This is a genomic window from Streptococcus suis S735, from assembly GCF_000294495.1.
Taxonomy (GTDB): Bacteria; Bacillota; Bacilli; order Lactobacillales; family Streptococcaceae; genus Streptococcus; species Streptococcus suis.
Window position 1 is genome coordinate 609985 of the sequence record NC_018526.1, and the last position, 25781, is coordinate 635765.

Sequence of the window (25781 nt, forward strand, 5' to 3'; positions counted from 1 at the left end):
CACAAATTTTTATAATTTACTAAAGAAAAATGGTGGAGTAAACTGTTTCAAGTGCTCGAAGCAAGCTTGTGCCCCCTCGACATCTTCACAAATGATGAGACAGACATCGTCACCGCAGACGGTCGCTACAATTTGAGGAATTTCCATGGCATCCAAAATAGAACCGAATGAGTTGGCCAATCCAGGTAGGGTCTTGAGCACCACTTGATGTTGGATAGGTTTTAGCATGACCAAAGCATCTTCCATATAGAGTCGCAGTCGTTTTTCCCAGCGAGTAGGAGCAATGGGGTTGATGACATAGTGAGAAGAATCATCTTCGTTGACTTTGACAAGATTGAGCATCTTGATGTCACGGGAGAGGGTAGATTGGGTGACGGAGACTCCGTTGACCTCTAGTAATTCTTGCAATTCCTGCTGGGTATGTATTTTCTTCTCCATGATTAGAGATAGGATCAGCTGATGGCGGCTTTCAATCTTGTTCATAGGGCCCTCCAATAAAATCAGAATTCAGAATAATTTGGTGATAACAGCCTATTGAATGAACATTGCATCCCCAAAACTAAAGAAGCGGTAGCGTTCTTCAACAGCATGTTTATAGGCATCTAAGGTAAATTCTCTACCTGCAAAGGCAGAAACTAGCATAACCAAAGTAGATTTTGGCAGGTGGAAATTGGTTGAGAAGGCATCAACGATTCGGAAGGTGTAGCCAGGTTTGATGAAGATATTTGTCCAACCAGAATCAGCTTGCAAACGGCCATCAAATTTATTACCGATGGTTTCGAGGGTGCGGATGGATGTCGTGCCGACTGCGACGATACGACCACCGCTATCTTTGACCTGATTGAGGGTTTGAGCAGCTTCTGCTGATAGGTTATAGAATTCCGAGTGCATTTCATGCTCATCAACGTTATCAACAGAGACTGGTCGGAAGGTCCCAAGTCCAACGTGAAGAGTCAAATAGACTAGCTTCACTCCTTTAGCTTCGATTTTTTCGAGTAACTCTTGGGTGAAATGTAGTCCAGCAGTTGGGGCTGCGGCAGAACCGTTTTCCTTGGCATAAACTGTTTGATAGCGTTCACGGTCTTCTAATTTCTCATGAATGTAAGGTGGAAGTGGCATTTCGCCTAGACTTTCCAAGACTTCAAGGAAGATACCTTCATAGGAGAATTCAACAATTCTTCCACCGTGCTCTAATTCTTCTACGATAGTAGCAGTTAATCGTCCGTCACCAAAAGCGACTGTGGTACCGACCTTCAGACGTTTTGCTGGTTTGGCAAGAACTTCCCACTGATCACCTTGGGTATTTTTCAAAAGCAAAAGCTCAACATGTCCCATAGTTTCAGGCTTGTAGCCATAGAGACGGGCAGGCAGAACACGCGTATTGTTCATGACCAGAGCATCACCGGGATTCAACTGGTCGATGATATGGTCAAAGTGACTGTCAACCATGCTCCGTTTTTCGCGGTCGAGGATCAATAGTTTAGAGCTGTCGCGCTTTTCAAGGGGTACTTGAGCGATAAGCTCTTCGGGTAAATCAAAATCAAAATCTGCAGTATTCATATTCACTCCTTAGACTAAAATAAAATATAGGTAAAATAAATCAATAGGGCAAATGGCAAAGCCACCAATAGACCACCAATCAGGTAGAAAATAAACTTTAGGACCTTTGATTTAGAAATAAAATAGCCAGTAAGGCAGAACAGAATACCAATAAAAAATAAGTAAAAAAGCACATCTGTCATAAATGTATTATATCATAGTTAGACACTTAAGTCTTGATGGATGGGAAGAGAATTAAAATTATTCGTGCTGATGTAATACTCTATAAGTATAAATTCTTGACAAAAATTGGTCTATACCATATAATAAAGAAAAACAAAATGGTATAGACCAAAGAGGTGTGTTATGAAAATTCATGTAGTAAACAATCAAGTTGAAGGAGCAACTGTAGCATTAGACATTTTGAGAGAAAAATTGAACGGAGGTACCAAGGTATTAGGTTTGGCAACAGGCTCCAGTCCGTTAGAATTTTACAGATTGATTCGTGAGTCGGATTTAGACTTTTCGGATGTGACATCTGTAAACTTGGATGAGTATGTTGGTTTAGGTGAGGAGAGCGACCAATCCTATATTCATTTTATGAAGGAAAATCTTTTCAATACCAAACCGTTTAAACAATCTTATTTACCGAATGGTTTGGCGACAGATGTAGTTGCTGAAACAGAACGTTACAATAAAATTTTGGCTGAACATCCGGTTGATTTCCAAATTTTGGGTATCGGTCGCAACGGCCATATCGGTTTCAACGAACCAGGTGCTCCATTTGATGGTCAGACCCATCTGGTTGAATTGGCGCCATCAACCATTGAAGCCAACGCCCGCTTCTTTGACAATCCAGAAGATGTACCAAAACAAGCTATCTCCATGGGCATCGCCAACATTATGGCAGCCAAGACCATTGTTCTCATGGCCTATGGTCAGGAAAAAGCTGACGCCATTAAGGCGACTGTGGAAGGGGCAGTGACAGAAGATGTCCCAGCAAGCGTCCTCCAAAACCATGACAATGTCATCCTCATCCTCGACCAAGCAGCAGCGAGTAAATTAGTGTAGTATGTTGTAAACGATTATTCTTAGACATAAAGTTGGTTGTAACAGTACAATAAGTATAATTTCTGAATGAATCTAGGTTCTTTTTCCATTATGAATTTGACAAAAATTGTGAAAAGGCATGTAACTTATATTTTTAAGGGCATGCCTTTTGCTATTCTGATAATCCATATCAGTTGTTATATATTTGAATGGATTATATATAACATTAAGTTGGATGTGAGAGAAAATTTCAACAAGAGGTATTGCCATCCTTTATCATGTTGAAAATTGATAGGGATAAGTGAAATGGGCGAAATAGTATCATTTTCTCTACGTTTTGTATAACGTTTTCAATTTTTTCAGGTAGTTTTCTGGTTTTTATATAATCTTTTTCTAAAGTTGGTTTTTGAGTTATTTTTTTGTGCTATACTGTTACTACGTTTCCGATAGGAGGAAGCAAATATCTATACAAAGGAGATGTTTCATCATGAAACATATTGTAACAAAACGTAATTATAAAGTTGGCGCATGCGCTATGGCACTTGCATTGTTGATGACTACTGCAGGTGGTGCAGTTGTAAATGCAGAGCAGCACCTTGAGTCATCAGTTGGCTTAGTACAGCGTGGTGATGTACTTCTAAAATTGAAAGAATCAAACCAGTCTTTCAATGAAGGAGAGGTTGGAAATTTAGAGCCTGTCAACCCAACTGTGCCTCCAATGGCTTCTTCTGTACAAAAATCATGGTTTAGTTCATTTTGGGGTGGTGTAAAAACATTCTGGAATGCATTATGTTGTTCTGTGGGACTAACTGGGCTCAAAGTTAGTAAGTAACATAGAGTTATAATCTTGTAATATTTAGTTAATTAATTTGCAAATCCTTCATACTTCACTAGCTTTCTTAAATTATTTAATTTTCTATATATTACCCTCTTAGAAATCTTTTTCATCTATACATTCATAACTTTAATAATATAACTCGAATTAGTATGCCCTCTATGAAAATAGAGGGTTTTAAACATTTTTTCTTTATTACCACAATTATTCGATACAAGTTTTTTGAACCATAAATATAATATTGCATGTGTATTTTTGTTCTTGTGTTAATATGCATATCTTGGAGTTTTATAGTTTTTTATCTAACCTTTTTCTAAAGTTGGAATTTGAGTTGTCTGTTTGTGCTATACTATCATTTGTAGAGACGAATATCGTATAAAGGAGATATTTCAACAATGAAGCAACTTGTAACAAAACGTAGTTATAAAATTGGTTTGAGTGCTATGGCTTTGGTCTTGCTAATGACCACTGCAGGTGGTGCCACTGCACATGCAAGTACGGGTACCTATAGTGTCGAAACTCGAGGTGATGCCAAAGTGTATAGGCTGTTGGAAACTCCGGCGGGGTCTTTTACACAGGGGGGCATAGTTTTGAAACCTGTGAATAATTCTACAACTAAACCATCTGAAACCAAATCATGGTTTGATTCTTTTTGGAGTAGTGTAAAAACATTTTGGGAAGCAATCTGTCGTGGAGTTGGATGGTGTTAAGTAGAATGTTTACTATTTAGAGTTATATTCTTGTAATATTTAGTCAATTAAATTTGCAAATCCTTCATACCTTCATTAATCTTTCTTAAATTTTTAATTTTCTATAATATTACCCTCTTAAAAATCTTTTTCATCTATACATTCATAACTTTAATAATATAACTCAAAATAGTATGCCCTCTGTGAAAATAGAGGGTTTTAAATTTTTTAGGGATATTCTTTTTTATTACTTCGCTTATTCGAGACAAGGTTCTCTTGAAAGGAGCGTATCCTATTTCCTAGTTTTTATATTAATATTTTTATTTTTTGGAATTTAATGGTTTTTTATCTAATCTTTCTCTAAAGTTGGGATTTACGTTATTTTTTTGTGATATACTGGCACTACATTGTCTAAAAAAGGGCGAATATTGTATAAAGGAGATATTTCAAAAATGAAACGTATTGTAACAAAACGTAGTTATAAAGTTGGTCTGTGTGCTATGGCTCTTGCTCTGTTGATGAGCACTGCAGGTGGCGTAACTGCTGGTGCACAGGGGCATAATTTTACTTCATCAGATAGCTCTGCAATGAGAAATACTCAGGTGCTTGTTAAGGGAAATACATCAAATCGGAGTTCTCATGATGGTCCAGTAAAAATTGCGATGCCGAGAGCTGCTGGTTCTAAAAAACAAAAAACTTGGTATGAATCTCTTTGGAGTACCATTAAAAAGTTTTTTGAACAACTTCGTCATGGTTTTCATTTAGAAAGACTGTTTAAAAATGGATAGTAATTCAGTTTTGATTTATTAATCTATTAATAATCTTATAACATTTAGCGCAATTAATTTATAAACCTTCATATTAAAAAAACTAATACTTTGTAAAAGGAGACATTTCATGAAACAAGCTAATTCAAAACTAGTAGCTTTAACACTCATTACAACTCTCGCAGTTACCTCTGTGATTGCGACAACGGTGCATGCTGAAGAGAAAGTAACTGCTGATCAGACTGTAGCAGGAAAACACAAACCGATTACGGGTGAGCAGCTTCAAAAAGCGATTGGAGATAGAAATCCAAATAGTATTCAGATACAAGCTAAATTTGAAAATACCAATTTCAAAAATCAAGGAATAACTTTTATTGGAAAAGCTGAAATTCCATCTAAATCTTCTGAAAAGTCTTCATGGTTTTGGGAACTTTGGACTCGTTTTACAACTTTTGTCAAAGGTATTTTTAGCTAAGGTTTCTATTTTTCGTTGACTTCATATGGATAGAGAACAGTGGTTCATGTGAGCTTTTATTCAAATGAAAAGCGTATGAAATATTGGAGAGATCTAGGCATCTAAACTAGAGATTGTGCAAGAAATTATGTAATAGACCTCACATTTTTTGCGAATGAGATGTTGACACGAATTCCATATTTCTTGAGTCTCAGTTGTAATTTTTCTTAGATAAATTAAAGAGTGAAAAGTTTAGGATGTAATTGTTCTAAACTTTTTATATTGCATTGATAAAAAAATACAGTCTTTGTGTAACAGGTATATTCTTGTATTTTTTAGTGAAAAAAGAAATAAATTGACAAAATTATGGTAAAATATAGGTTGATTTAAAATTAATCATCTAATGAATGGAATGAGTTCGAAGTAAGTCAAGATTGACTAGACATTGTATTTAAAGCAATTCGCAGGAATAAGAGATGGAAGGAGATAGAACATGCAACATCCAGTTGTACGATTTATCTGTAGAACCCTGTTCTATTTTTTTATATTGTTACTACTTTTGTATCTGTATAGTTATTTAGACATTGGACAGGGAGGATTTATCTATAATGAGTTTTAAAGAGGAGAGTATAAAAATGATTAGCAGTATGTTAGAGCGGGTAGAGCATTTTGCGACAGAAAATCCTGACTACCCTGTTTACCATTATCTAGGACAGTTGTATAGTTATGGGGATTTAAAGGCAGATTCAGATTCTTTAGCAGCCCATATTGATAGTTTGGATTTACCAGCAAACTCTCCTGTCCTTGTTTTTGGCGGACAGGAGTACCAGATGTTGGCAATCTTTGTAGCCTTAACCAAGGCTGGCCATCCGTATATCCCTGTAGATAGTCATTCTGCTTTGGATCGGATTGAAGCTATTCTGGAAATAGCAGAGCCGAGTTTGGTGTTTGCGGTAGCAGACTTTCCGCTAGAGACAAGTTTGCCAGTGCTTGGTTTGTCTGAAGTTGAAGCCATTTTTGAGAAGAAGTCGACTTATCAGTTGATACATCCTGTAAGCGAAGATGATACCTACTATATTATCTTCACTTCTGGGACAACGGGTAAACCAAAAGGAGTGCAAATTTCGCATGACAATTTGCTCAGCTTTACTAACTGGATGATAAGGGATAAGGAGTTTGCGCTACCAGAGCGACCGCAAATGTTAGCTCAACCTTCCTATTCGTTTGACTTGTCGGTTATGTATTGGGCTCCGACGCTTGCCCTTGGTGGGACCTTATTTGCTCTACCGAAAGAGTTGACTTTGGATTTTAAGACTTTATTTGCAGCTATTCAAACTTTGCCATTTAAGATTTGGACTTCGACACCATCATTTGTAGATATGGCTTTGCTATCTCGTGAGTTTGATGGGGAACATTTACCAGATTTGACGCATTTCTATTTTGACGGAGAGGAGTTAACTGTAAAAACAGCTCAGAAGCTCCGCGAACGTTTTCCAAAAGCTGTGATTGTTAACGCTTATGGACCGACCGAAGCTACAGTCGCCTTATCAGCAGTTGCCATCACTGATGAGATGCTGGTGAATTATAAACGTTTGCCGATTGGTTATACCAAACCAGACTCGCCAACTTTTATTTTGGATGAGGATGGTCAAGTAGTACCGAATGGTCAACAGGGAGAAATTGTTGTATCAGGTCCTGCTGTCTCTAAAGGATATTTGAATAATCCTGAGAGAACCGAGGCGGCATTTTTCCAGTTTGACGGCTTACAGGCCTATCATACTGGGGATTTGGGTGTAATGACAGATGAAGGTCTGTTACTCTATGGTGGGCGTATGGATTTCCAAATTAAATATAATGGTTATCGTATCGAGTTGGAAGAAGTTGCCCAACACCTAAATAAATCAACCTATATTGAGGCTGCGGTGGCTGTTCCACGTTATAATGCTGACCATAAAGTGCAAAATCTGTTAGCTTATGTTGTCCCTAAAGCAGGGATTATGGAGCAGTTCGATCGAGAGTTGGAGTTAACCAAGGTCATCAAGCAGGAGTTAAAAGAACGGATGATGGATTATATGATGCCTTCGAAGTTTATTTATCGAGACAGTCTTCCTTTGACTGCAAATGGGAAGATTGATATTAAGGGGTTGATCGCTGAGGTGAATGCTCAATGATGGAGTTTTTTAAACAGCTACCTCAGTTAGAGCCTTATGGAAATCCATTGTACTTTTTCTATCTAGTCTTGGCGCTAGTACCAATTTTTATAGGACTCTTTTTTAAAAAACGTTTCCCCTTGTATGAAACAGGTGTTAGTTTAGCCTTCATTGTCTTGATGTTTACAGGTACAAAGACAATGCAATTGCTGTCTTTATTGGCCTATATTATTTGGCAGACAATGTTGATTTTTTTCTACAAGCATTATCGTCAACGGGCAAATCAAAGCTGGGTCTTCTATCTAATCGTGTGTTTAGCTGTTTTTCCGTTGACTTGGGTAAAGTTGGCACCGACTTTTAGTCAGCATGGGGCAATTTTCGGTTTTTTAGGTATTTCTTATTTAACGTTTCGGTCGGTCGGAATGGTGATTGAAATGCGGGACGGTTTACTAACGGAATTTAGTTTGGGAAGTTTTTTGCGATTTTTGCTATTTATGCCAACTATTTCGAGTGGCCCTATTGATCGTTATAGACGGTTTACGGAAGATTACAAACAAATTCCTGAGCGAACTGAGTTATTAAATATGCTCGATCAGACTGTGCATTATATTATGATGGGCTTCTTATATAAGTTTATTCTAGCCTATTTTATCGGGCATACTTTACTGGAGCCTTTAAAGGCAGTAGCCTTGGATCAAGGTGGATGGTTTAACTTACCTACTATTGGAGTTATGTATCTTTATGGTTTTGAATTATTCTTTGACTTTGCAGGCTATTCCATGTTTGCCATAGGTATTTCCAATCTTATGGGTATTCGCTGCCCAATTAACTTTGATCAACCGTTCAAATCGCGTGATCTTAAGGAGTTTTGGAATCGATGGCATATCAGCTTATCTTTTTGGTTCCGTGATTTCGTCTTCATGCGTCTGGTTAAGACTTTGTTGAAACATAAGGTTTTCAAAAATCGAAATACGGTATCTAATGTTGCCTATCTGCTAAATATGCTCTTGATGGGCTTGTGGCATGGTGTAACATGGTATTATATTGCATATGGTCTCTTTCATGCTTTGGGGTTGATCATCAATGATGCTTGGATTCGTAAGAAGAAATCAATTAATTTAGCTCGAAAAAAAGCTGGGCAAGAACCATTGCCGGATAATCGTTGGACGAGTTTCGCTGGTATGTTTGTGACCTTCCATACGGTCATGTTCTCTTTCTTGATATTTTCAGGATTTTTAGATAAATTGTGGTTCAAGTAGACAATAGGTAACGATTGTATGAATCGTAGAAAGGAATAAAAAATGGATGTAAAAGAAACAATATTGAATATTATCGAAGAATTATTTATGGAAGATGTATCTGAAATGATGGATGAAGACCTATTTGATGCGGGTGTTTTGGATAGTATGGGAACTGTAGAACTTATTGTGGAGTTAGAAAGTCGTTTTAATATTACAGTTCCAGTTTCAGAGTTTGGTCGTGAAGATTGGAATACAGCTAACAAAATCATTTCTGGTGTTGTGGAGTTGATGCATGCGTAAGCAATTGTGGCAGATTTTTGGACCTGTGATTTGTGCAACGTTTTTAGTTATTCTCACGTTGTTGTTTTTCCCGAGTTCTTCTCGGTCAAATTTCAAAGAAGAAAAACAAGATGCAGTAGCATTGTCTTATATTAGTTTTAAGAGCAAATATAAGAAAAATAGGGCTCTGGGAGATAAAAATCATCGTTTTGTTCCTTTCTTTGGGTCAAGTGAATGGTCACGTTTTGATAGTATGCATCCGTCAGTGTTGGCAGATGCCTATCAGAGAGAGTATACTCCCTATTTGTTAGGACAACGTGGTGCAGCTTCGCTGACACAATATTTTGGCATGCAACAGATTGGGGCACATTTAAAAAATAGTCAGGCTATCTATGTTGTTTCTCCTCAATGGTTTTCACCCAAAGGGGCATCATCTAAGGCATTTGAACAATATTTTAGTAGTGATCAAGCCACTCATTTTCTGCAAACAAGTGCTAAGGATGACTATGATAGATATGCAGCAAAGCGTTTCTTAGAGCTTAAATCAGACTGTAGTTTGACAGGAATGTTTCAAAAAGTAGCTAGTGGTAAGGAATTGTCGAAATGGGATAGAGAGCAGTTGAACTGGCAAGCCTATTTATTAGAAAAGCAAGATGCCTTATTTAGTCGCTTTGCTGATTCTGGTAGTAATTTAGGATTGGTAGAAACGGAAGCGATGAAACTTCCAGAGACTTTTTCCTATGACCGCTTGAGTAAAGTGGCTAATGAGGACGGGAGTCGTTCTACTCAATCAAATGATTTCCAAATTGATGATAGGTTTTATAGAAATCGTCTTCAGTCAAAAATCAAAAAACTCAAACAATCCCAGACAAAAATATCTTATCTGCAATCACCGGAGTACAATGATTTTCAGCTGGTTTTGAATGAATTTGCTAAACATCAGACTGATGTGCTATTTGTAATTCCCCCGGTTAATGAACGTTGGATGAACTACACTGGTCTCAATAAAGATATGTATCGGGCAACAGTAGCAAAGATTAAGTACCAGTTGACCAGTCAAGGTTTCAATCATATTGCTGATTTGTCGGAGCAGGGGGGGATAGATTATTTTATGCAAGATACGATCCACATCGGTTGGCAAGGCTGGCTGGAGCTTGATAAGTATGTCCACCCATTCTTGACAGAACAACAAGCACCTGTTCATTATCAGTTAAAAAAAGAATTTTTAACTTCCGAATGGGCTGCATATAAGGGAGATTTAAACTTATTTTTGAAATAGTTAGATACAGTTATAATAAAAAGCAAGAAGGCTTTGAATTAGGAAGTCTCCTTGCTTTTTCTACCATTTGTCAAGTTCATCAAGGTATTTGACGAAAAATATTTTGTGTCTCGTCATCCAAATAAGGAAATTGTTTTATTTTGGACTAAAGTTACGTGTAAAAAGTGCATACAAAACCAACACCTTATGTTGAAATTTTTTGATAAGGTGTTACAATGATAGAGCATAAACAGTTTTACCGATTTTGGGTTGAAGCGTAATCGTAAAATTTGTTATGCATAATGAGGTAATACATTGTCCGAATGAGACGATGTATGGAGGCAATCGTGTGCAGCTTCGTTGAAGTCGTTTGCGATTGTCTTTTTCGTTTCTTATAAAAGTCTGCGATATGGCAAGGATTGGTATGATTGGCTGAAGCGATATTGTGGATACACTTGAACAGAATCTTTCTAGCGTAGGGATTACCACGCTTGGTAATGTGTTCCTTAGCGAGGAAGTTACCAGATTCATAGTGTCTCAGGTCAATACCGATAAAGGCATTGATTTGATTGGCAGACTGAAAACGGCGAATATCTCCCAGTTCACCAATAATACTTGTTGCAGTAGTCTCAGCTATTCCAGGAATAGAGAGCAGAATGTCATATTCAGGTAATGGCTGAGCTAGTTCCACCATTTCGTCTAAGACTGCCTGTCTCTGTTCAGAAAGTCTAAGCAATTCTTTTGTATAGTAACGGACCTCTTCCAGTATTGGAGAGGTTTTCTTGACGGCACAATAAGATTGATTAGCTAGTGCTATAAGCTTCTCGGCTAAGTAAGCCACACGCTTGTCAGAAATCCGTTTTGAAGTGGACAGACGGATGCTCTTTGAGAGTTCATCATTGCTTAACTCAAGTACGCAGTCCTTACAAGGAAAAGCTATAACTAAGTTCCAGTATTGTTCGCCAGATGGTGTCGATAAGATATTTTCCAATTCAGGGAAAGTGACCTGTAAGACCTTGTGCAGGCGGTTTTTAGCTCGAACAATATCCTCGGTCAGATTCTGATAGAAACGGCTGAGATCCCGCAAGTTTTGGTAGACTTCTTCTTGGACATAAGTGGGTTTACGATTCAGCACAAATTGAGATTGAGCCAGTTTTTCAGCGTCAATTTGATCTGTTTTCCGCACACGCAAGCTATCCAGTTGCTTCTTAGCTTCTAAGGGATTAAGCCGTGTATAAGCATAGCCATTATCATCTAGAAAAGTTTGGAGACGGCGAGAATAGACACCTGTTGCTTCAAAGATGATTTCTGGCTTATGGACGGTTCTCAAATCGCCAAGTAGCCGAGCAAAGCCGATGGCGTCATTGGATATGGTATAGCCATGAACTTTCTCACCATTGACTAGAATGGCCACTTCTGAACTTGCCTTACTCACATCAATCCCAAAAACTACTCGCATGATATTACCTCTTTGTCTTGAATGATTCCTTGTTTTAGCGATGTCATTTTCAATACTCGACGTCTGGCGTCCCACATACTTTGATAACATTCTTTCTAAAACAGGTGTCTTGCCAGTTTTTGTTGCGACGTCTAGCGTCAAAAGCACCCTCGACTTAACAAGACACCTCTACTTTATCATAAAGAAAAAGTAGTGAGTACTTTCTCCCGTCGGAGATTTCCTCACTACTAATCTTAGTATGTTTTTGTTCTTTTACTGTAATAAACTGAATGATTACATATCTTCTCCCAACAAACTGTGGTTGGCTTTGCCGAAGCGAATAACATGATAGGCAACCATAGCGTGTGAGAGCAGGTTTAAGATAACAAATAGTAGGATATTTGAATGACCATCCAGCAATAAGGCAACATTTCCAATTAGTAAAATGAGAGCATAGATGAACAGCCCTCTCCTGCCAACTTGATGGACTTGTTGATTATAGAAGGAGGTCGAAAGGATACCACTATAGAAGATAAGGTTTCCTACAATCAGCATGGGCAAGGCCAAATCATTATGATGACTAGGGAAAAGCTCCATTGCCACTGTGAAGAAATTCAAGCCAAGAACAATTACCAAGTGAGCGTATAGCAGAACAGTCGCATCTGCCTTGCGGTGATGGTCGATAGTGAGATAGGTTTGAGAAATATAGAAGATGAACAGAGTCGCCATTGCGAAGAAGAGGAGGATTCCTTCCAAAGGAAGTTCTAGAAGCGGGTAATTTTTGATAATAGCTATGACGATCTCACCGAAAGTGATAATGGTAATCAGCTGGCAACGTTCCACCATGTGTGGGAAGTTGATGGGGTCATGACTCATTCTCTTTTGGAAGAAGAAGGAAATCAAGAAGGGAATAATATAGACAATCAGCATCCGTTCATCATTGGTCCATAGCTTGAAGATGACCAACAAGGTTGCACCGGCAAAGACAACAATATAAGTCGCCAGCATCTGCAAGGTTGCCTTGATGTCCTCATTAAAGCCAATCCGTCTTCCTCTTAAGTAATATTGTAGGAGAATAATGACATAAGACAAGGTTAAAAAGGTGTTAAATGGCAGAGCTGTTTGTGCAAAATCGTTGCTAAAATTAAGTGACATATTTCCAATCAGATACATGGATGGAATAATGGTGAAAATATCCAGAAAATCCCGTTCGCCGTATTTATTGAGATAGATGGTTTCATTCATCCACAAGGTCATAATAATCAAGTTTGTAGTGATAAATGTTGTAACTTCCTTGAAACCGATGTGGTTCCCATGTAGCAAGCCAGTCAGTGAAGAAGTGGCCAGGACAAAGACCAGATCATAAAATAATTCATAATTGGAAACACGTTTTGCTGTAATTTCAGACATGTCAATCTCCTTTTAAAAAAATCTGAAATATTATACCATACGAAAAGGGAGGATGTCATCTCTCTTTATATCTTATAGTGTCCAGTCCAAGTCTGGTCCGACTGGGACAATACCTGTTGGGTTAATGGTTTTGTGGCTACCGTAGTAGTGCTGTTTGATATGGTCAAAGTCAACCGTCTCTGCAATGCCAGCATGGTTGTAAATCCGTTTGGTATAATTCCACAAGTTTGGATAATCAACCAAGGCCTTGATATTGCATTTGAAATGCCCAAAGTAAACAGGATCGAATCGCACCAAAGTGGTAAAGAGTCGAATATCAGCCTCTGTCAGCTGATTGCCAACCAGATAGTTCTTATCAGCCAAATGCTCTTCTAGTTTATCCAAGGCAGCAAAAAGGTTCTTGACCTCTTTTTCATAGACTGCCTGACTGGTTGAAAAACCTGCCTTGTAGACTCCGTTGTTGATGTTTGGATAGACAAAATCATTCATGGCATCAATCTCGGCTTGCAGGTTTGCTGGATAATAGTCATCGTAATTTCCAGTAATATCATTAAAAGCAGAGTTAAACATGCGCATGATTTCAGCCGATTCATTGCTGACGATGGTATTGGTTTTCTTATCCCACAAGACAGGCACGGTCACCCGACCAGAATAGTGTGGATCAGCCTTCAAATAGACCTGATAGAGATAATCGCTGTTAAAGAGGGTATCCTTGATAACACCAGGACCATCTTCAAATGTCCAGCCATTTTCTAACATGAGGGGATGAACGACAGACAAGGAAATATGGTCTTCCAAGCCCTTCAATTTTCGCATAATCAAGGTCCGACTAGCCCAAGGACAAGCCAGAGAAATATAGAGGTGGTAGCGACCAGACTCAGCCTTAAAACCACCCTCTCCTGTTGGGCCTGCCTGTCCGTCTGGCGTAATCCAGTTGCGAAATTGTGTGACGCTACGAATAAACTTACCGCCTGTTGACTTGGTGTCATACCATTGATCCACCCATTTGCCATCTTGTAAAAGTCCCATGAATTTTCTCCCTTACTGAAAAAATGGGAAATCCAATAGGATGATTGGATTTCCTTTGTAAAAAAATATATCACTAACTAGTATTATAAACTTTTTTCAAAAAGAGTCAAGCTATATGATTTGTGATAAAATAGTCCCATGAGATTGGACAAATGTTTAGAGAAAGCCAAAGTTGGCTCGCGTAAGCAAGTTAAAAAACTTTTCAAAGCCCAGCAAATCAAGATTAACGGACAAGCAGCTCAAAGCCTAAGCCAGATTGTTGACCCAGAGTTACAAACTATCCAAGTTTCGGGTAAAAAAGTTGCCTTAGAAGGTTCCGCCTATTATTTGCTCCATAAACCAGCAGGAGTCGTTTCTGCCGTGACAGACCAGGAGCATCAGACAGTCATCGACTTGATTTCTCCGCAAGACAGTAGGGAAGGTCTCTACCCAGTCGGTCGCCTGGACAGGGATACCGAAGGCCTAGTCCTCATTACCAACAATGGTCCGCTCGGTTATCGCATGCTCCATCCCAGCCACCATGTGGACAAGGTCTACTATGTGGAGGTAAATGGATGCTTGGCTGAGGATGCTTCAAAATTTTTTGCCTCAGGTGTTACTTTCTTGGATGGAACACGGTGTCAGCCTGCAGATTTGACTGTCTTGGAGGCTTCTTTGGACCATAGCAGAGCGACCATCAAGCTGGCAGAAGGTAAGTTTCATCAGGTCAAAAAGATGTTTTTAGCCTATGGTGTCAAGGTCACTTATCTCAAGCGGATTTCCTTTGGTGGTTTTGAACTGGGGGATTTGGAACGAGGTACATACAGACAACTCACACCAAATGAAATGGAACATTTATTCACTTATTTTGACTAGAGGAGGATATATAATGAGCATTTATGATTTTACAGTACAAAAACAAGATGGCACAGACCAGTCCATGGCTGAGTATCAAGGACAAGTTTTACTTATAGTCAATACAGCGCCAGGTTGTGGATTGGCACCACAATACAAGGAACTACAGGAGCTATATGATAGCTATAAAGACAACGGTTTTGTAGTGTTGGATTTCCCTTGTAATCAATTTTTAAATCAGGCTCCCGGTTCTGCGGAAGACATCAATCAGATCTGTAGCTTGAATTATGGTACAACTTTTCCTCGTTTTGCTAAAATTGCTGTGAATGGATCTGAAGCTAGTCCGCTATATCGCTATCTTAAGAAAGAAAAATCAACCTTATTAGGAGGTCGAATTGAGTGGAATTTTACCAAGTTTTTGGTGGATAGACAAGGGCGTGTGGTCAAACGATATTTACCAACAACTAGTCCATTAAAACTTAAAGAGGATATTGAACTTTACCTAGAAAAATAACAAGAAGGCTGGAGTCATCTAGCCTTCTTGTTTTAGTAACCACAGAAAATAGGGAGCGCCGATAAGGGAGACAATGATGCCGGTTGGGATGCCTGTTCCGACAAGTAGTACTCGTCCTATGGTATCCGCTAGAAGTAGAATGAAGCTTCCTATTATCATAGTAGCTGGAATGATGACACGATGGTCATTTCCTAACCATTTGCGCACTATGTGACCAGCAATGAGACCAACGAAGGTGATATTACCAACTAAAATGACACTAAGAGAGGCTAGGGCGGTAGCCAATATCAAGGTAATCCGCCTTTCACGCTGTAAGTGGAGCCCCAAAGCCATGGCTGTCTGGTCGTTTAGATTCATAATATTGAGTGAGCGACTTCGACTAAACGTTGCCATCCACACCAATAGAAGAAGAGGAGTATAGATTGCGATAGTTTTCCAATCTCCACCATTTACTCGACCGCTGAGCCACTGGACAATGTATTCCATCTTAAAGTCATCTAATTGGCTGATGATGCTGACCATGATACCAGACAGCATGCTCGAAATTCCAACTCCCGTGATAATTAAGCGTGCAGGATGGATGCCGTACAGCTTCTTACGTGCAATCCAGTAAACTAGAAAAATGGTTAATCCACCGCCCATCATAGCAAATAGAGGCATGAGACTCAATAAGACAGGGCTGATTTTTGAAGAGAGACCGACAAATAGTGCCACAACAAGACCAGCTCCTGCGTTGATTCCTAATATTCCAGAATCTGCCAGAGGATTGCGGGTCAAAGTTTGTAGCAACAAACCCGCCAAAGCCAGAGAAGCCCCTCCGATAATGGAGGCGATTATTCTAGGTAAGCGAATTCGTCCAATGATAAGTAGAGTCGATGAACTGGCACGCCCACTCATGATGTCGATGAAATCCGAAAAGGATGAATTGCTATAGCCGATAGATAAGGAAAGTAGGAAAATGATAAATAAAAGGATTAGCAGGAATGTGAATATTTTTAGATAGTTGTGATGTCTTATCAAAAGTGTTTCTCCTTTCTAATCAACCATAGGAAGCAAGGGAGACCAATGATACTGATGACTGCGCTAATGGGAGTTTCAACAGGTGGATTGATAGAACGGCAAACCAAATCTACCCAGATGAGGAAACTAGCCCCTGCAAAGGCAGTTAATGGCAAGAGTAGCTTGTAATTTTTCCCTGTAAACATGCGGATAAAGTGAGGAATAATGAGCCCGATAAAAGAAAGTGAGCCCACAAGAGCTACCGCAGAAGCTGAGAGTAGAAGGACAATTCCCAACAAAACCAAGGTCATCAGTAAGGTTCGTTGACCTAGATTTTTAGCAACGGTTTCGTTGAGACTCAGGATGGTCAGCTGATGCGAAAAGAGTTGAGCAAGGATGAGGCCGATGATGATAAGAGGAGCAATGATGGCCAGCATCTTCCAGTTTACCTGTACCAATCCCCCAGCTTGCCAGCCAATCACTGCAGTTGATAAATCAAAGTAGATAGTAATAGCTTGACCAATAGCAGAAAATAGACTTGCTACCATGGCGCCAGATAAAATTAAACGTAGTTGATTGTAGCCTTTTTGCACCTGATAAGCTAGACCAAAGACTAGGCCGGCTGCCAGACAGGAGCCCAGTAAACATATTAATAAAATTTGACTGTAGTGCAAACCACCGAACAGAGCATAGGCAACAATGAGAGCAAGTCCTGCTCCAGCATTGATTCCTAATAAGCCAGGATCGGCAATCGGATTGCGTGTAATTCCTTGCATCATTGCCCCAGCTTGGGCCATGGCAGCTCCTACCAAGATGGCGGCTACCATTCTAGGCAAGCGTAAATCGATGATAACATCCTGAGCGGAAGAATTTGTCAGTGGATGCTTTAGGGTTTCTATCAGTTGTTGGTGGCTATAAGAAATAGCTCCAAAGCGTAAACTAAGATAGACTCCAGCTATGAAAGAAAGACAGATGATGAAAAAAACAAGCCAAATATTCTTTGGCTTTGTTTTGGGATAACGAGAACTTACTAGTTTGTTCATATATCCAGTCCTTTTACTGAAGTTTTTGAATTTCTGAGACAAAGGCGTCAATTTGTAAATCTAAAGACATCGGATCGGAGAAGTAGAAGAGGTTATAGTCTATCTCGATGACGTGACCATTCTTTACAGCAGGTAGATTTTTCCAAATATCACTTTCTTTGAGAGAGGCAGCTGCTTCTTTTGTTTTATCATTGACGTTAACAAGGACATAGTCGCCAACATATTCTGGAAGAGCTTCTTGAGATACCCCAAACCAGCCTTCTTTATTGATGATGTCTTCTTGAACCTTTGCAGGAGCGGCAAAACCGAGAGCGCGATAGATTAATTCTCCACCACGACCAAAGTTATTACCATAAAGGAAGATGTTCTTATCGAAGAAGTCCATGACAGTAAATGTTGAACTTGTATCAATCAATCCTTTCAATTCCTCTTTTGCAGTAGTAACTTTCTTATCCCATTGATCTAACCAGGCTTGTGCTTCCTTTTCTTTTCCAAAAATCTGACCAATATCTGTCAGCATTTTCAAGTAGTCACTCTTTCCATAAGTGATTTCAATAACTGGAGCAATTTCTTTCAGTGTTTCTAAGTTATCATCACCAGAAAATACTAGAATGACATCTGGCTTTTGTGCGGCAATCGCTTCTGTATCTGCTGTTGTTAATTGTGGAACATCCTTTAGTTTGTCTCCAAAGACGGGACTATTTTTCTCTAAATCTAGACTATAGCTAGATACATCAATTCCTAATTGTAAGAGATAGCCTGTGTAAGAGTAAGCAAAGTTGACAACTTTTTTAGGATTTTTTGGAATGTCACCGTGGTAAGTAATGCCTTCAATCTTTGGCATGCTAGACAGTTCTACGTCTGTTGAAGAGGAAGAGGTAGAGCAAGCTGTTAAGAAAACCAGCCCAACAAATAAACTAAAAATAGCTAAAAACTTTTTCATTTTTTCTCCTTATTATTTTTTTAAATCGTAAGTTAGCAAAATAGGGTAATCTTGACCAGCAACCTGCATCAATTGAGGTTCAATGCTAAAAATGTCCCTAAGTATCTCAGTTGTCATCATATTGGACACAGATCCATGGTAGCGAATATCTCCCTCTTTCATGGCAATCATATAATCTGAAAATCGAGCTGATAAATTGACATCGTGAAGGACCATCACAATGGTTTTCTGTCGGCTTTGATTCAGTTCTTTTAAAAGTTCTAAGACTTCCAATTGATGATTGAGATCAAGATAGGTTGTTGGTTCATCTAAGAAAATGGTATCCGTATCTTGGGCAAGTGCCATCGCAATCCAAACCCGTTGCCTCTGACCACCTGATAAATCATCAACTGGTAACCTAGCGTAGGGAGCGGTCCGGGTGACTTCCAAGGCCCAGTTGATTTTCTCTCTATCCTGATCAGTGAGATGTCCCAGCCCATTTTGATGCGGAAAGCGACCATAGGAGACCAGTTCATAAACGGAAATCCCTTCTGTCGCTTCTAAGACCTGAGGGAGCAGGGCCAATTTTTTTGCAACTTCTTTGGTTGGCAGTTGTGAAATGGCTTGTCCATCTAGATAGATAGCCCCTTCTTGAACAGGAATAATCCTTGTCAACGCCTTAAGCAAGGTCGATTTTCCACAGCCATTGGCACCAATGATTGTCGTTATACTTCCTTTTGGAATACTTGTTGATAATTCATCAATAATAATCCGATTGTCGTAAGAGACTTGGATATTTTCCGCTTGAATCGAAGACACAAACTCCTCCTTTCCAGAATATGATTCATTAATAATTTGTTCCGACCAGTATTATATCAAAAAAATTTACCAAAACAAAGAGTTTTCTGAAAATTTTAATTTAATGAGAATCGTTATAAAAAAGTCCTTGTTTGTGAACAAGGACCGTATGTTACAAATATTGTTTTGCTACTTCCAAATCACCGTCATAGGCGGCCTTTTCGCCGTTTACAATCTGGTAGGCATCGGCTCCCTTGCCTGCGATGATGACGGCATCTTTCGGAGAGCTTGTCTGACTCATGGCTGTGCGAATGGCTTCTTCCCGGTCCAAGATAAAGTTGCTTGTACGGGTCATGTGGGCACGGATTTGTTCAGCAATAGCAGCTGGGTCTTCACGGTTGGGGTCATCAGCTGTCAGAATCACCTCAATCTGCGGATAGTCATTGAGCAGAAGACCGAAGTCTTTGCGGCGACTTTCTCCCTTGTTACCAGGAGCTCCCAAAATCAAAAATACCTTGCCTGTCTGGTGCTCTAAGACGACATCAATCAGCTTCTTGACACTATCGCCGTTATGGGCGTAGTCCACGAATACCTTGGCACCGTTTTGCTGGGTCAGGACTTCCATACGACCAGGGACATTGGTTTGGGCAATCCCTGTGTGAATATCTTCCAGACTTGCTCCCAAACGGAGACAGGCCAGTCCTGCTGCGATGGCATTTTCTTGGTTGAAGCCACCGATCAGCTGGATGTCGTAATGGCCAGCCAATTTGCCAGTCGCTGTAAAATCAAAACCTGCTGACTGACTAATCTGGTTTTCAGAAGTCGGCCCATAAAAGTCATGGTCTTTGGAGCTGACTTGCTCTTTCACGACTTCAAAATGGTCCATTCCAGCATTGACAATGACCGCTCTGCTATTGTCCATCAAAAGGCGCTTGTGATAGAAATAGTCCTCAAAGGTCGGATGCTCAATGGGGCCGATGTGGTCGGGGCTGATGTTGAGGAAGACACCGACGTCAAAGGTCAGCCCGTAAACCCGCTTGACCAAGTAAGCCTGGCTGGACACCTCCATAATCAAGTGGGTCATGCCGTTCTTGACCGCCTCCGCCATCATGGCAAAGAGGTCCAGACTTTCGGGCGTGGTCAGGGTGGACTTGAAGAAGGTCTTACCGTCCAGCGTGGTGTTCATGGTCGAAAGCATGGCAGGTTTCTTGCTCTGTTTAAGGATGTTAAAAGCAAAATAAGCCGCCGTTGTTTTACCCTTGGTGCCGGTGAAGGCCAGGAGTTTGAGCTGTTTCTGGGGATGACCATGAAATTCCATGGCAATCAGGCTCATAGCCTGCTTGATGTCGTGGACGATGATAGCAGGAATGCCGACCTCATAGTTGATTTCAGACACGTAAAAAGCCAGTCCGGCCTCGATAGCTTTTTCCAGAAATTCCTTTTTAAAGGCCAAACCCTTGGCAAAAAAGAGGGTCATTGGGCTAACAGTCCGGCTGTCATAGCTGAGAGCGTCAAACTGGACATCCGTCCATGTGCTGTCAGTTTGGTCATTCTGTTTGATATGGCGGAAGTTAGCATCCGCCTTCAATATTTCTAATACACGTTCAATTGTAATCATGCTTCTATTGTAAACCTATCGAGGATATTTGACAAGTCTGGGATATGTAAATAGTGGGTATTTTGACCGTAAATTTGAATGAATATGACATTTCGCCCTGAAGCAAATTTGTGCTATAATAGGAGGGATTGAAAAAGGAGAAGTTTATGTTTTATTCTTATCTACGAACACTATTAACATTCTTGTTGTGGGCCATCAATGGCAATATTCACTATCATGATAGAGAGAAGATTTTGCCACAGGAGGAAAATTATATTCTTATCGCTCCGCACAAAACCTTCTGGGATCCAGTCTTTCTTGGGTACGCAGCTGCTCCCAAGCAGTTCATCTTTATGGCTAAAAAAGAACTCTTCAAAGACCGCGGTTTTGGTTGGTGGATTTCAAAATGTGGAGCCTTTCCAATTGACCGTGACAATCCTGGCATGGCAGCCATCAAGTATCCAGTTAACATGTTGAAAAAAAGTGACCGTTCGCTGGTCATGTTTCCTTCTGGAAGTCGTCATTCATCTGAGCTAAAAGGTGGTGTGGCGGTCATCGCCAAGTCAGCCAAGGTCAAACTCATGCCAGCTACCTATGTGGGTCCCATGACTATCAAGGGGCTCTTAGCTGGTGAGCGAATCGATGTGGCTTTTGGAAATCCTATCGATGTTTCGGACATCAAGCGTATGGATGATGCAGGTACAGCAGAAGTAACTAGCCGAATTGAGGCTGAGTTCAAACGCTTAGATGACCATGCGGCATCTTTCCAAACCAAGAAAAAACCAAATATCTTGACTTATATCTATCGTATCCCAGTTCTTTTGCTGGTTGCTCTTATCTTGGGATTGACCTATGCCTTTAGCTATATTGCCAGCTTCTTCTGGCAACCAAGTACTCAGTTGGATAAAAATAAGTAAATGAAACTCGCAGCTTGCGGGTTTTTTGTATTTTTTACGAACTATATAGGTGGAGGTAATTTATGGATACGATTAAAACTTATATAGAAATGCTTAAAGAATACAAGTGGCAAATTGCTCTGCCAGCAGTGGCTGGCTTGCTAATGGCGACGTTTTTAATATTCAGCCAACCTGCTAAGTCTGATCAAACAGGACTGACAGATTTTCCTCAAACCGAGCAAGCTTCTAGCAGTCAGGAGCAGACGGAGGAAACCAGTACAGAAGAGAGTGAGGAGCTCAGCCAGCTAACCGTTGATGTCAAAGGAGCGGTGGAAAAGCCTGGGTTATATACTTTAGAAGCTGGTGCGCGTGTCAATGACGCAGTTGAAGCAGCTGGCGGCTTGACCAGTCAGGCAGACCCCAAGTCTATCAATCTGGCTCAGAAGCTCAGCGATGAGGCGGTGGTCTATGTAGCCAGCAAGGACGAAAACATCTCGGTGGTGGCCAGCACGACTGCCAGCTCTGCTATGTCTCCAGAAGAAAAAAGCACCAGTCTGGTCAATCTGAATACGGCGACTGAGGCGGACTTGCAGACCATTTCGGGTATCGGTGCCAAGCGGGCGGCGGACATTATCGCCTATCGTGAGGCAAACGGTGGCTTCAAGTCGGTGAACGACCTCAACAATGTTTCGGGCATTGGCGACAAGACCATGGAAAGCATTCGGCCTTATGTCACGGTTGAGTAAGCTCCCCTGCCAGCCCGTTCACCTGGCAGTCTTGGCGGTGGCAGCTTACTTTGCAGTCCACTCTTTTTCCCTCTTGACAATGTGCCTGCTCAGCTTGGTGTTAGCTGTCTTTGGTGTTCGGCAAGGTAAGACAGTTTTCCTCAAAACGCTGCCGCTTCTAACCCTGTGTGGTCTCTTTTTCGGATGCCAAAAGGTCCAATGGGAGCGGGCAGCTCAGTCAGCCCCAGAGCAAGTGACGACTGTGCAGGTCATTCCAGATACCATAGACATCAATGGCGACAGCTTGTCTTTTCGTGGTCGGGCTGATGGACAAAACTATCAGGTTTTCTACAAATTAACCAGTCAGGAGGAGCAGACCTATTTTCAAAATCTGGCAGACCTGGTCCAGCTAGAAGTGGAAGCAGAGGTCAGCCTGCCAGCTGGTCAGCGGAATTTCAAGGGCTTTGACTATCAGGCCTATCTGAAAACACAGGGCATCTATCGGACTGTCAAGCTAACGGCGATTAAGAAGATTGTCCCTGTCCAGTCTTGGAATGTTTTTGACTGGCTGTCAACTTGGCGGAGGCAGGCCTTGGTCTATGTCAAAACCAATTTTCCGGCTCCCATGAGTCACTACATGACAGGGCTTTTGTTTGGGGAGCTGGATAGTGATTTTGACCAGATGAGTGACCTCTATTCCAGTCTAGGAATCATTCATCTCTTTGCCCTGTCTGGTATGCAGGTGGGCTTTTTCATCGACAAGTTTCGTTGGATTTTGTTGCGTCTGGGCTTGACCAAGGAAACAGTGGATAAGTTACAAATTCCCTTTTCCCTTGTCTATGCTGGTTTGACAGGCTTTTCTGTGTCGGTGGTGCGGTCCTTGGTCCAAAAAATTCTGGGTAATCTAGGCTTGCGGAAGTTGGATAATTTTGCGGTGACGGTCTTTATCTGTCTGTTGATACTGCCCCGATTTTTACTGACAGCAGGAGGAGTGCTGACTTTTACTTATGCTTTCTTGCTGACGGTCTTTGATTTTGAGGATTTGGGGCAGGTCAAAAAGGCTGCGGTGGAGAGCCTCAGTATTTCACTGGGAATTTTGCCGGTGCTTATGACCTATTTCTATGCCTTTCAGCCTCTATCTATCCTCTTGACCTTTGTCTTTTCCTTTGTCTTTGATGTCCTACTCTTGCCAGGTTTGTCAGTCATTTTTCTCCTGTCGCCAGTTGTCAAGATGACTTGGGTCAACGGATTTTTCGTCTTTATGGAGAAAATCATTGTCTGGGTGGCTGATTTGGGATTGCGGCCTTGGATACTGGGCAAGCCGTCTGAGCTGGTCCTCTTGCTTTTGCTGGTCAGCCTCTTCTTGCTCTACGATTTCCACAGGAGAAAGAAATGGCTTCTAGGACTGAGCTTGGTCCTCGCTCTGCTATTTTTCATCACCAAACACCCGCTGGAAAATGAGGTGACGGTGCTGGACATCGGGCAGGGGGACAGCATCTTTTTGCGGGATATGCGGGGGCGGACGGTTCTGATTGATGTAGGCGGACGAGTCGATTTCGCGGCCAAGGAAGCGTGGCAGGAGCGGTCTCGGCAGGCAAATGCAGAGCGGACTTTGATTCCCTATCTGCATAGTCGGGGTGTGGATAGGATTGATAGTTTAGTCCTGACCCACACCGACACAGACCATGTGGGGGATGTGCTGGAAGTGGCGAAGCAGGTCCAGATTGGTCGGATTGTCGTGTCGCCGGGAAGTCTGACGGTGCCTGACTTTGTAGCGACCTTGAAAAAAATCAATGTTCCTGTCCATGTGGTAAAAGTGGGCGACCGCCTACCAATTTTTGACTCCTATCTGGAGGTCCTCTATCCAGACGGGACAGGCGACGGTGGCAATAATGACTCCATTGTCCTTTACGGTCGCTTGTTGGAAACTAACTTTCTCTTTACAGGAGACCTGGAGCAAGGGGAGTTGGACTTGATAGAAACCTATCCCAACCTGCCTGTCGATGTCCTCAAAGCCGGTCACCATGGCTCCAAAGGCTCTTCTTATCCTGAATTTTTAGACCATATCGGTGCCAAGATTGCCTTGGTATCTGCTGGAGAAAACAACCGCTACAAGCATCCTCACCAAGAAACCTTGGAACGATTTGACAGCCGGAATATCCAAGTCTATCGCACAGACCAGCAAGGAGCCATTCGCTTCCGAGGTTGGAAGGAGTGGAAGATTGAGACGGTGAGGAGGTAAAATGATAAATCCTATGCACTTATGGTTCTATAGTTTCAAAGTTTATGTGCTCGCTGCCTTATCTGGCTATATTCTGCACTATGTTACTACGCCAGCTTCTGTTAACGACTTCAAAGAGGTTGCTGCCTTATTGGAAAGATGCTAACAATCTGTGATTGTAGCAGATTTGGGCTATCTCAGTCAGCAGTCTTGCTCATTCCATTGTATTTCAAATAGTCTATATTTTGAATTTAAGAATTGATTTTCATTTCTTTTCATTAAATATTGAAATCGTTTTCGAATTTGTGGTATAATAAAGTATGATTTACCAAAGGAGGAAGTCCTATGTCTGTTAAAGATTTTATGACCCGTAAAGTTGTTTATATTTCACCAGATACAACCGTTGCACACGCTGCAGATATTATGCGTGAACAGGATTTGCACCGTCTACCTGTTATTGAAAATGATAAGTTGGTTGGTTTGGTCACTGAGGGAACGATCGCAGAAGCTAGTCCATCGAAGGCAACTAGCCTATCTATTTACGAGATGAACTACCTTTTGAATAAGACTAAGGTCAAGGATGTGATGATTAAGAATGTTATCACAGTCTCAGGTTATGCTAGTCTTGAAGATGCTGCTTATCTCATGTATAAAAACAAAGTGGGGATTCTTCCAGTTGTTGACAACGGTCAACTATATGGGGTCATTACTGATCGTGATATTTTTGCAGCTTTTCTTCATGTCTCAGGTTATGGAGAAGAAGGAGTACGCGCTCGGTTCCTTGTTGAAAATAAGGCAGGGGAGTTAGAAAAAATTATTCGATTGGTGGCAGATAAGGATTATAATATTGTATCTACTGTGCAACTTGCTACCAAGTCCGGAAAAGTTGTCATCGAAGTGCAGATTGACGGAAAAGTTGATGTTGAAGAAGTTCGAACTCTTTTCGAAGGTGCAGGTATCCAAGTGGATAGCTTGGTTCCGACTGTTGCTAAAAATATTTAAAAACCGAGATTTCTCGGTTTTTTTCTTTAGCTATCATTCTAGTATTTTAGGGGAATGTGATATAATAAAGTATATCATGTGTGAGGAGGCT

General features: G+C 40.8%; 26 protein-coding genes and 1 pseudogene. 17 read left to right on the plus strand and 10 right to left on the minus strand.

What is annotated here, in order from left to right:
- Window positions 1-9: 9 nt before the first annotated feature.
- Together YYK_RS03040 and queA are read right to left on the minus strand one after the other, a co-directional pair.
- The gene (locus YYK_RS03040) at window positions 10-483 is read right to left on the minus strand and encodes an arginine repressor (protein ID WP_002941715.1); all 474 of its coding nucleotides are present in this window, start codon (window positions 481-483) and stop codon (window positions 10-12) included.
- A gap of 48 nt (window positions 484-531) precedes the next feature.
- Entirely contained in the window at window positions 532-1560 is a 1029-nt protein-coding gene (gene queA / locus YYK_RS03045; RefSeq protein WP_012775031.1) for a tRNA preQ1(34) S-adenosylmethionine ribosyltransferase-isomerase QueA, read from the minus strand.
- A gap of 345 nt (window positions 1561-1905) precedes the next feature.
- Here queA and YYK_RS03050 point away from each other — a divergent pair, with 345 nt between their 5' ends.
- The 10 genes from YYK_RS03050 to dltD all read left to right on the plus strand — a co-directional run bounded on the left by YYK_RS03050 (window position 1906) and on the right by dltD (window position 10283).
- A complete protein-coding gene (locus YYK_RS03050; protein WP_011922172.1) occupies window positions 1906-2610 on the plus strand; it encodes a glucosamine-6-phosphate deaminase in 705 nt (234 codons plus the stop codon).
- Between the two features lie 466 nt (window positions 2611-3076).
- The gene (locus YYK_RS03055; protein ID WP_012775032.1) at window positions 3077-3421 is read left to right on the plus strand and encodes an SSU0592/SSU0593 family protein; all 345 of its coding nucleotides are present in this window, start codon (window positions 3077-3079) and stop codon (window positions 3419-3421) included.
- A 398-nt stretch (window positions 3422-3819) separates the two neighbouring features.
- Window positions 3820-4134: an SSU0592/SSU0593 family protein gene (locus tag YYK_RS03060; protein WP_012775033.1), complete on the plus strand. Its 315-nt coding sequence runs from the start codon at window positions 3820-3822 to the stop codon at window positions 4132-4134.
- Between the two features lie 431 nt (window positions 4135-4565).
- Window positions 4566-4901 carry an SSU0592/SSU0593 family protein gene (locus tag YYK_RS03065; RefSeq protein WP_012775034.1) on the plus strand — a complete coding sequence of 112 codons (336 nt, stop codon included), beginning with the start codon at window positions 4566-4568 and terminating at the stop codon, window positions 4899-4901.
- Window positions 4902-5010: 109 nt separating this feature from the next.
- Window positions 5011-5355, plus strand: a complete 345-nt coding sequence (locus YYK_RS03070) for a hypothetical protein (RefSeq protein WP_011922174.1) — start codon at window positions 5011-5013, stop codon at window positions 5353-5355.
- 472 nt (window positions 5356-5827) lie between these two features.
- Complete coding sequence (gene dltX, locus YYK_RS09900) at window positions 5828-5953, plus strand: teichoic acid D-Ala incorporation-associated protein DltX (protein WP_002937209.1); 126 nt, start codon at window positions 5828-5830, stop codon at window positions 5951-5953.
- 16 nt (window positions 5954-5969) lie between these two features.
- Window positions 5970-7505: a D-alanine--poly(phosphoribitol) ligase subunit DltA gene (gene dltA / locus YYK_RS03075; protein WP_012775035.1), complete on the plus strand. Its 1536-nt coding sequence runs from the start codon at window positions 5970-5972 to the stop codon at window positions 7503-7505.
- Window positions 7502-8743, plus strand: a complete 1242-nt coding sequence (gene dltB / locus YYK_RS03080; protein WP_011922177.1) for a D-alanyl-lipoteichoic acid biosynthesis protein DltB — start codon at window positions 7502-7504, stop codon at window positions 8741-8743. Before dltA ends, dltB begins: the two co-directional genes overlap by 4 nt.
- A gap of 42 nt (window positions 8744-8785) precedes the next feature.
- Window positions 8786-9025 carry a D-alanine--poly(phosphoribitol) ligase subunit DltC gene (gene dltC, locus YYK_RS03085; protein WP_002937198.1) on the plus strand — a complete coding sequence of 80 codons (240 nt, stop codon included), beginning with the start codon at window positions 8786-8788 and terminating at the stop codon, window positions 9023-9025.
- Window positions 9018-10283 (plus strand): D-alanyl-lipoteichoic acid biosynthesis protein DltD, encoded by a 1266-nt coding sequence (gene dltD, locus YYK_RS03090; RefSeq protein ID WP_011922178.1) that lies wholly within the window; start codon window positions 9018-9020, stop codon window positions 10281-10283. The genes dltC and dltD overlap by 8 nt, the downstream gene beginning before the upstream one ends.
- Before the next feature lie 235 nt (window positions 10284-10518).
- On the opposite strand, the gene YYK_RS03095 is transcribed toward dltD, so the two are convergent.
- The 3 genes from YYK_RS03095 to YYK_RS03105 form a co-directional block, all read right to left on the minus strand.
- Entirely contained in the window at window positions 10519-11721 is a 1203-nt protein-coding gene (locus YYK_RS03095) for an IS110 family RNA-guided transposase (protein ID WP_012775158.1), read from the minus strand.
- 273 nt (window positions 11722-11994) lie between these two features.
- Window positions 11995-13110 carry a low temperature requirement protein A gene (locus YYK_RS03100; RefSeq protein WP_011922179.1) on the minus strand — a complete coding sequence of 372 codons (1116 nt, stop codon included), beginning with the start codon at window positions 13108-13110 and terminating at the stop codon, window positions 11995-11997.
- 72 nt (window positions 13111-13182) lie between these two features.
- A complete protein-coding gene (locus tag YYK_RS03105; protein WP_011922180.1) occupies window positions 13183-14139 on the minus strand; it encodes a glutathione S-transferase family protein in 957 nt (318 codons plus the stop codon).
- 138 nt (window positions 14140-14277) lie between these two features.
- Here YYK_RS03105 and YYK_RS03110 point away from each other — a divergent pair, with 138 nt between their 5' ends.
- Window positions 14278-14994, plus strand: coding sequence for a pseudouridine synthase (locus YYK_RS03110; RefSeq protein ID WP_011922181.1), 717 nt, complete (start codon window positions 14278-14280; stop codon window positions 14992-14994).
- A gap of 13 nt (window positions 14995-15007) precedes the next feature.
- Window positions 15008-15487 carry a glutathione peroxidase gene (locus YYK_RS03115; protein WP_012775036.1) on the plus strand — a complete coding sequence of 160 codons (480 nt, stop codon included), beginning with the start codon at window positions 15008-15010 and terminating at the stop codon, window positions 15485-15487.
- Window positions 15488-15505: 18 nt separating this feature from the next.
- Here YYK_RS03115 and YYK_RS03120 read toward each other — a convergent pair whose 3' ends face one another.
- The 5 genes from YYK_RS03120 to YYK_RS03140 form a co-directional block, all read right to left on the minus strand.
- Window positions 15506-16507: a FecCD family ABC transporter permease gene (locus tag YYK_RS03120; RefSeq protein ID WP_011922183.1), complete on the minus strand. Its 1002-nt coding sequence runs from the start codon at window positions 16505-16507 to the stop codon at window positions 15506-15508.
- Window positions 16504-17529, minus strand: a complete 1026-nt coding sequence (locus tag YYK_RS03125; protein ID WP_012775037.1) for a FecCD family ABC transporter permease — start codon at window positions 17527-17529, stop codon at window positions 16504-16506. Before YYK_RS03125 ends, YYK_RS03120 begins: the two co-directional genes overlap by 4 nt.
- Window positions 17530-17542: 13 nt before the next feature.
- Complete coding sequence (locus YYK_RS03130; RefSeq protein WP_012775038.1) at window positions 17543-18472, minus strand: ABC transporter substrate-binding protein; 930 nt, start codon at window positions 18470-18472, stop codon at window positions 17543-17545.
- A gap of 12 nt (window positions 18473-18484) precedes the next feature.
- Complete coding sequence (locus YYK_RS03135; RefSeq protein WP_011922762.1) at window positions 18485-19270, minus strand: ABC transporter ATP-binding protein; 786 nt, start codon at window positions 19268-19270, stop codon at window positions 18485-18487.
- Window positions 19271-19421: 151 nt separating this feature from the next.
- Window positions 19422-20867, minus strand: coding sequence for a UDP-N-acetylmuramoyl-L-alanyl-D-glutamate--L-lysine ligase (locus tag YYK_RS03140; protein WP_011922188.1), 1446 nt, complete (start codon window positions 20865-20867; stop codon window positions 19422-19424).
- 146 nt (window positions 20868-21013) lie between these two features.
- On the opposite strand from YYK_RS03140, the gene YYK_RS03145 reads away from it, so the two are divergent.
- The 5 genes and pseudogenes from YYK_RS03145 to YYK_RS03165 all read left to right on the plus strand — a co-directional run bounded on the left by YYK_RS03145 (window position 21014) and on the right by YYK_RS03165 (window position 25690).
- On the plus strand, window positions 21014-21763 hold the full coding sequence (locus YYK_RS03145; protein ID WP_012775039.1) for a lysophospholipid acyltransferase family protein: 750 nt from the start codon (window positions 21014-21016) through the stop codon (window positions 21761-21763).
- Between the two features lie 62 nt (window positions 21764-21825).
- Window positions 21826-22488 (plus strand): helix-hairpin-helix domain-containing protein, encoded by a 663-nt coding sequence (locus YYK_RS03150; protein ID WP_011922190.1) that lies wholly within the window; start codon window positions 21826-21828, stop codon window positions 22486-22488.
- Window positions 22472-24709 carry a DNA internalization-related competence protein ComEC/Rec2 gene (locus tag YYK_RS03155; protein WP_012775040.1) on the plus strand — a complete coding sequence of 746 codons (2238 nt, stop codon included), beginning with the start codon at window positions 22472-22474 and terminating at the stop codon, window positions 24707-24709. Before YYK_RS03150 ends, YYK_RS03155 begins: the two co-directional genes overlap by 17 nt.
- 16 nt (window positions 24710-24725) lie before the next feature.
- Window positions 24726-24851, plus strand: a pseudogene (locus YYK_RS10205) (IS982 family transposase); the annotation flags it as partial.
- A gap of 182 nt (window positions 24852-25033) precedes the next feature.
- Window positions 25034-25690 carry a CBS domain-containing protein gene (locus YYK_RS03165; RefSeq protein WP_011922763.1) on the plus strand — a complete coding sequence of 219 codons (657 nt, stop codon included), beginning with the start codon at window positions 25034-25036 and terminating at the stop codon, window positions 25688-25690.
- The last annotated feature ends 91 nt before the right edge of the window (window positions 25691-25781 follow it).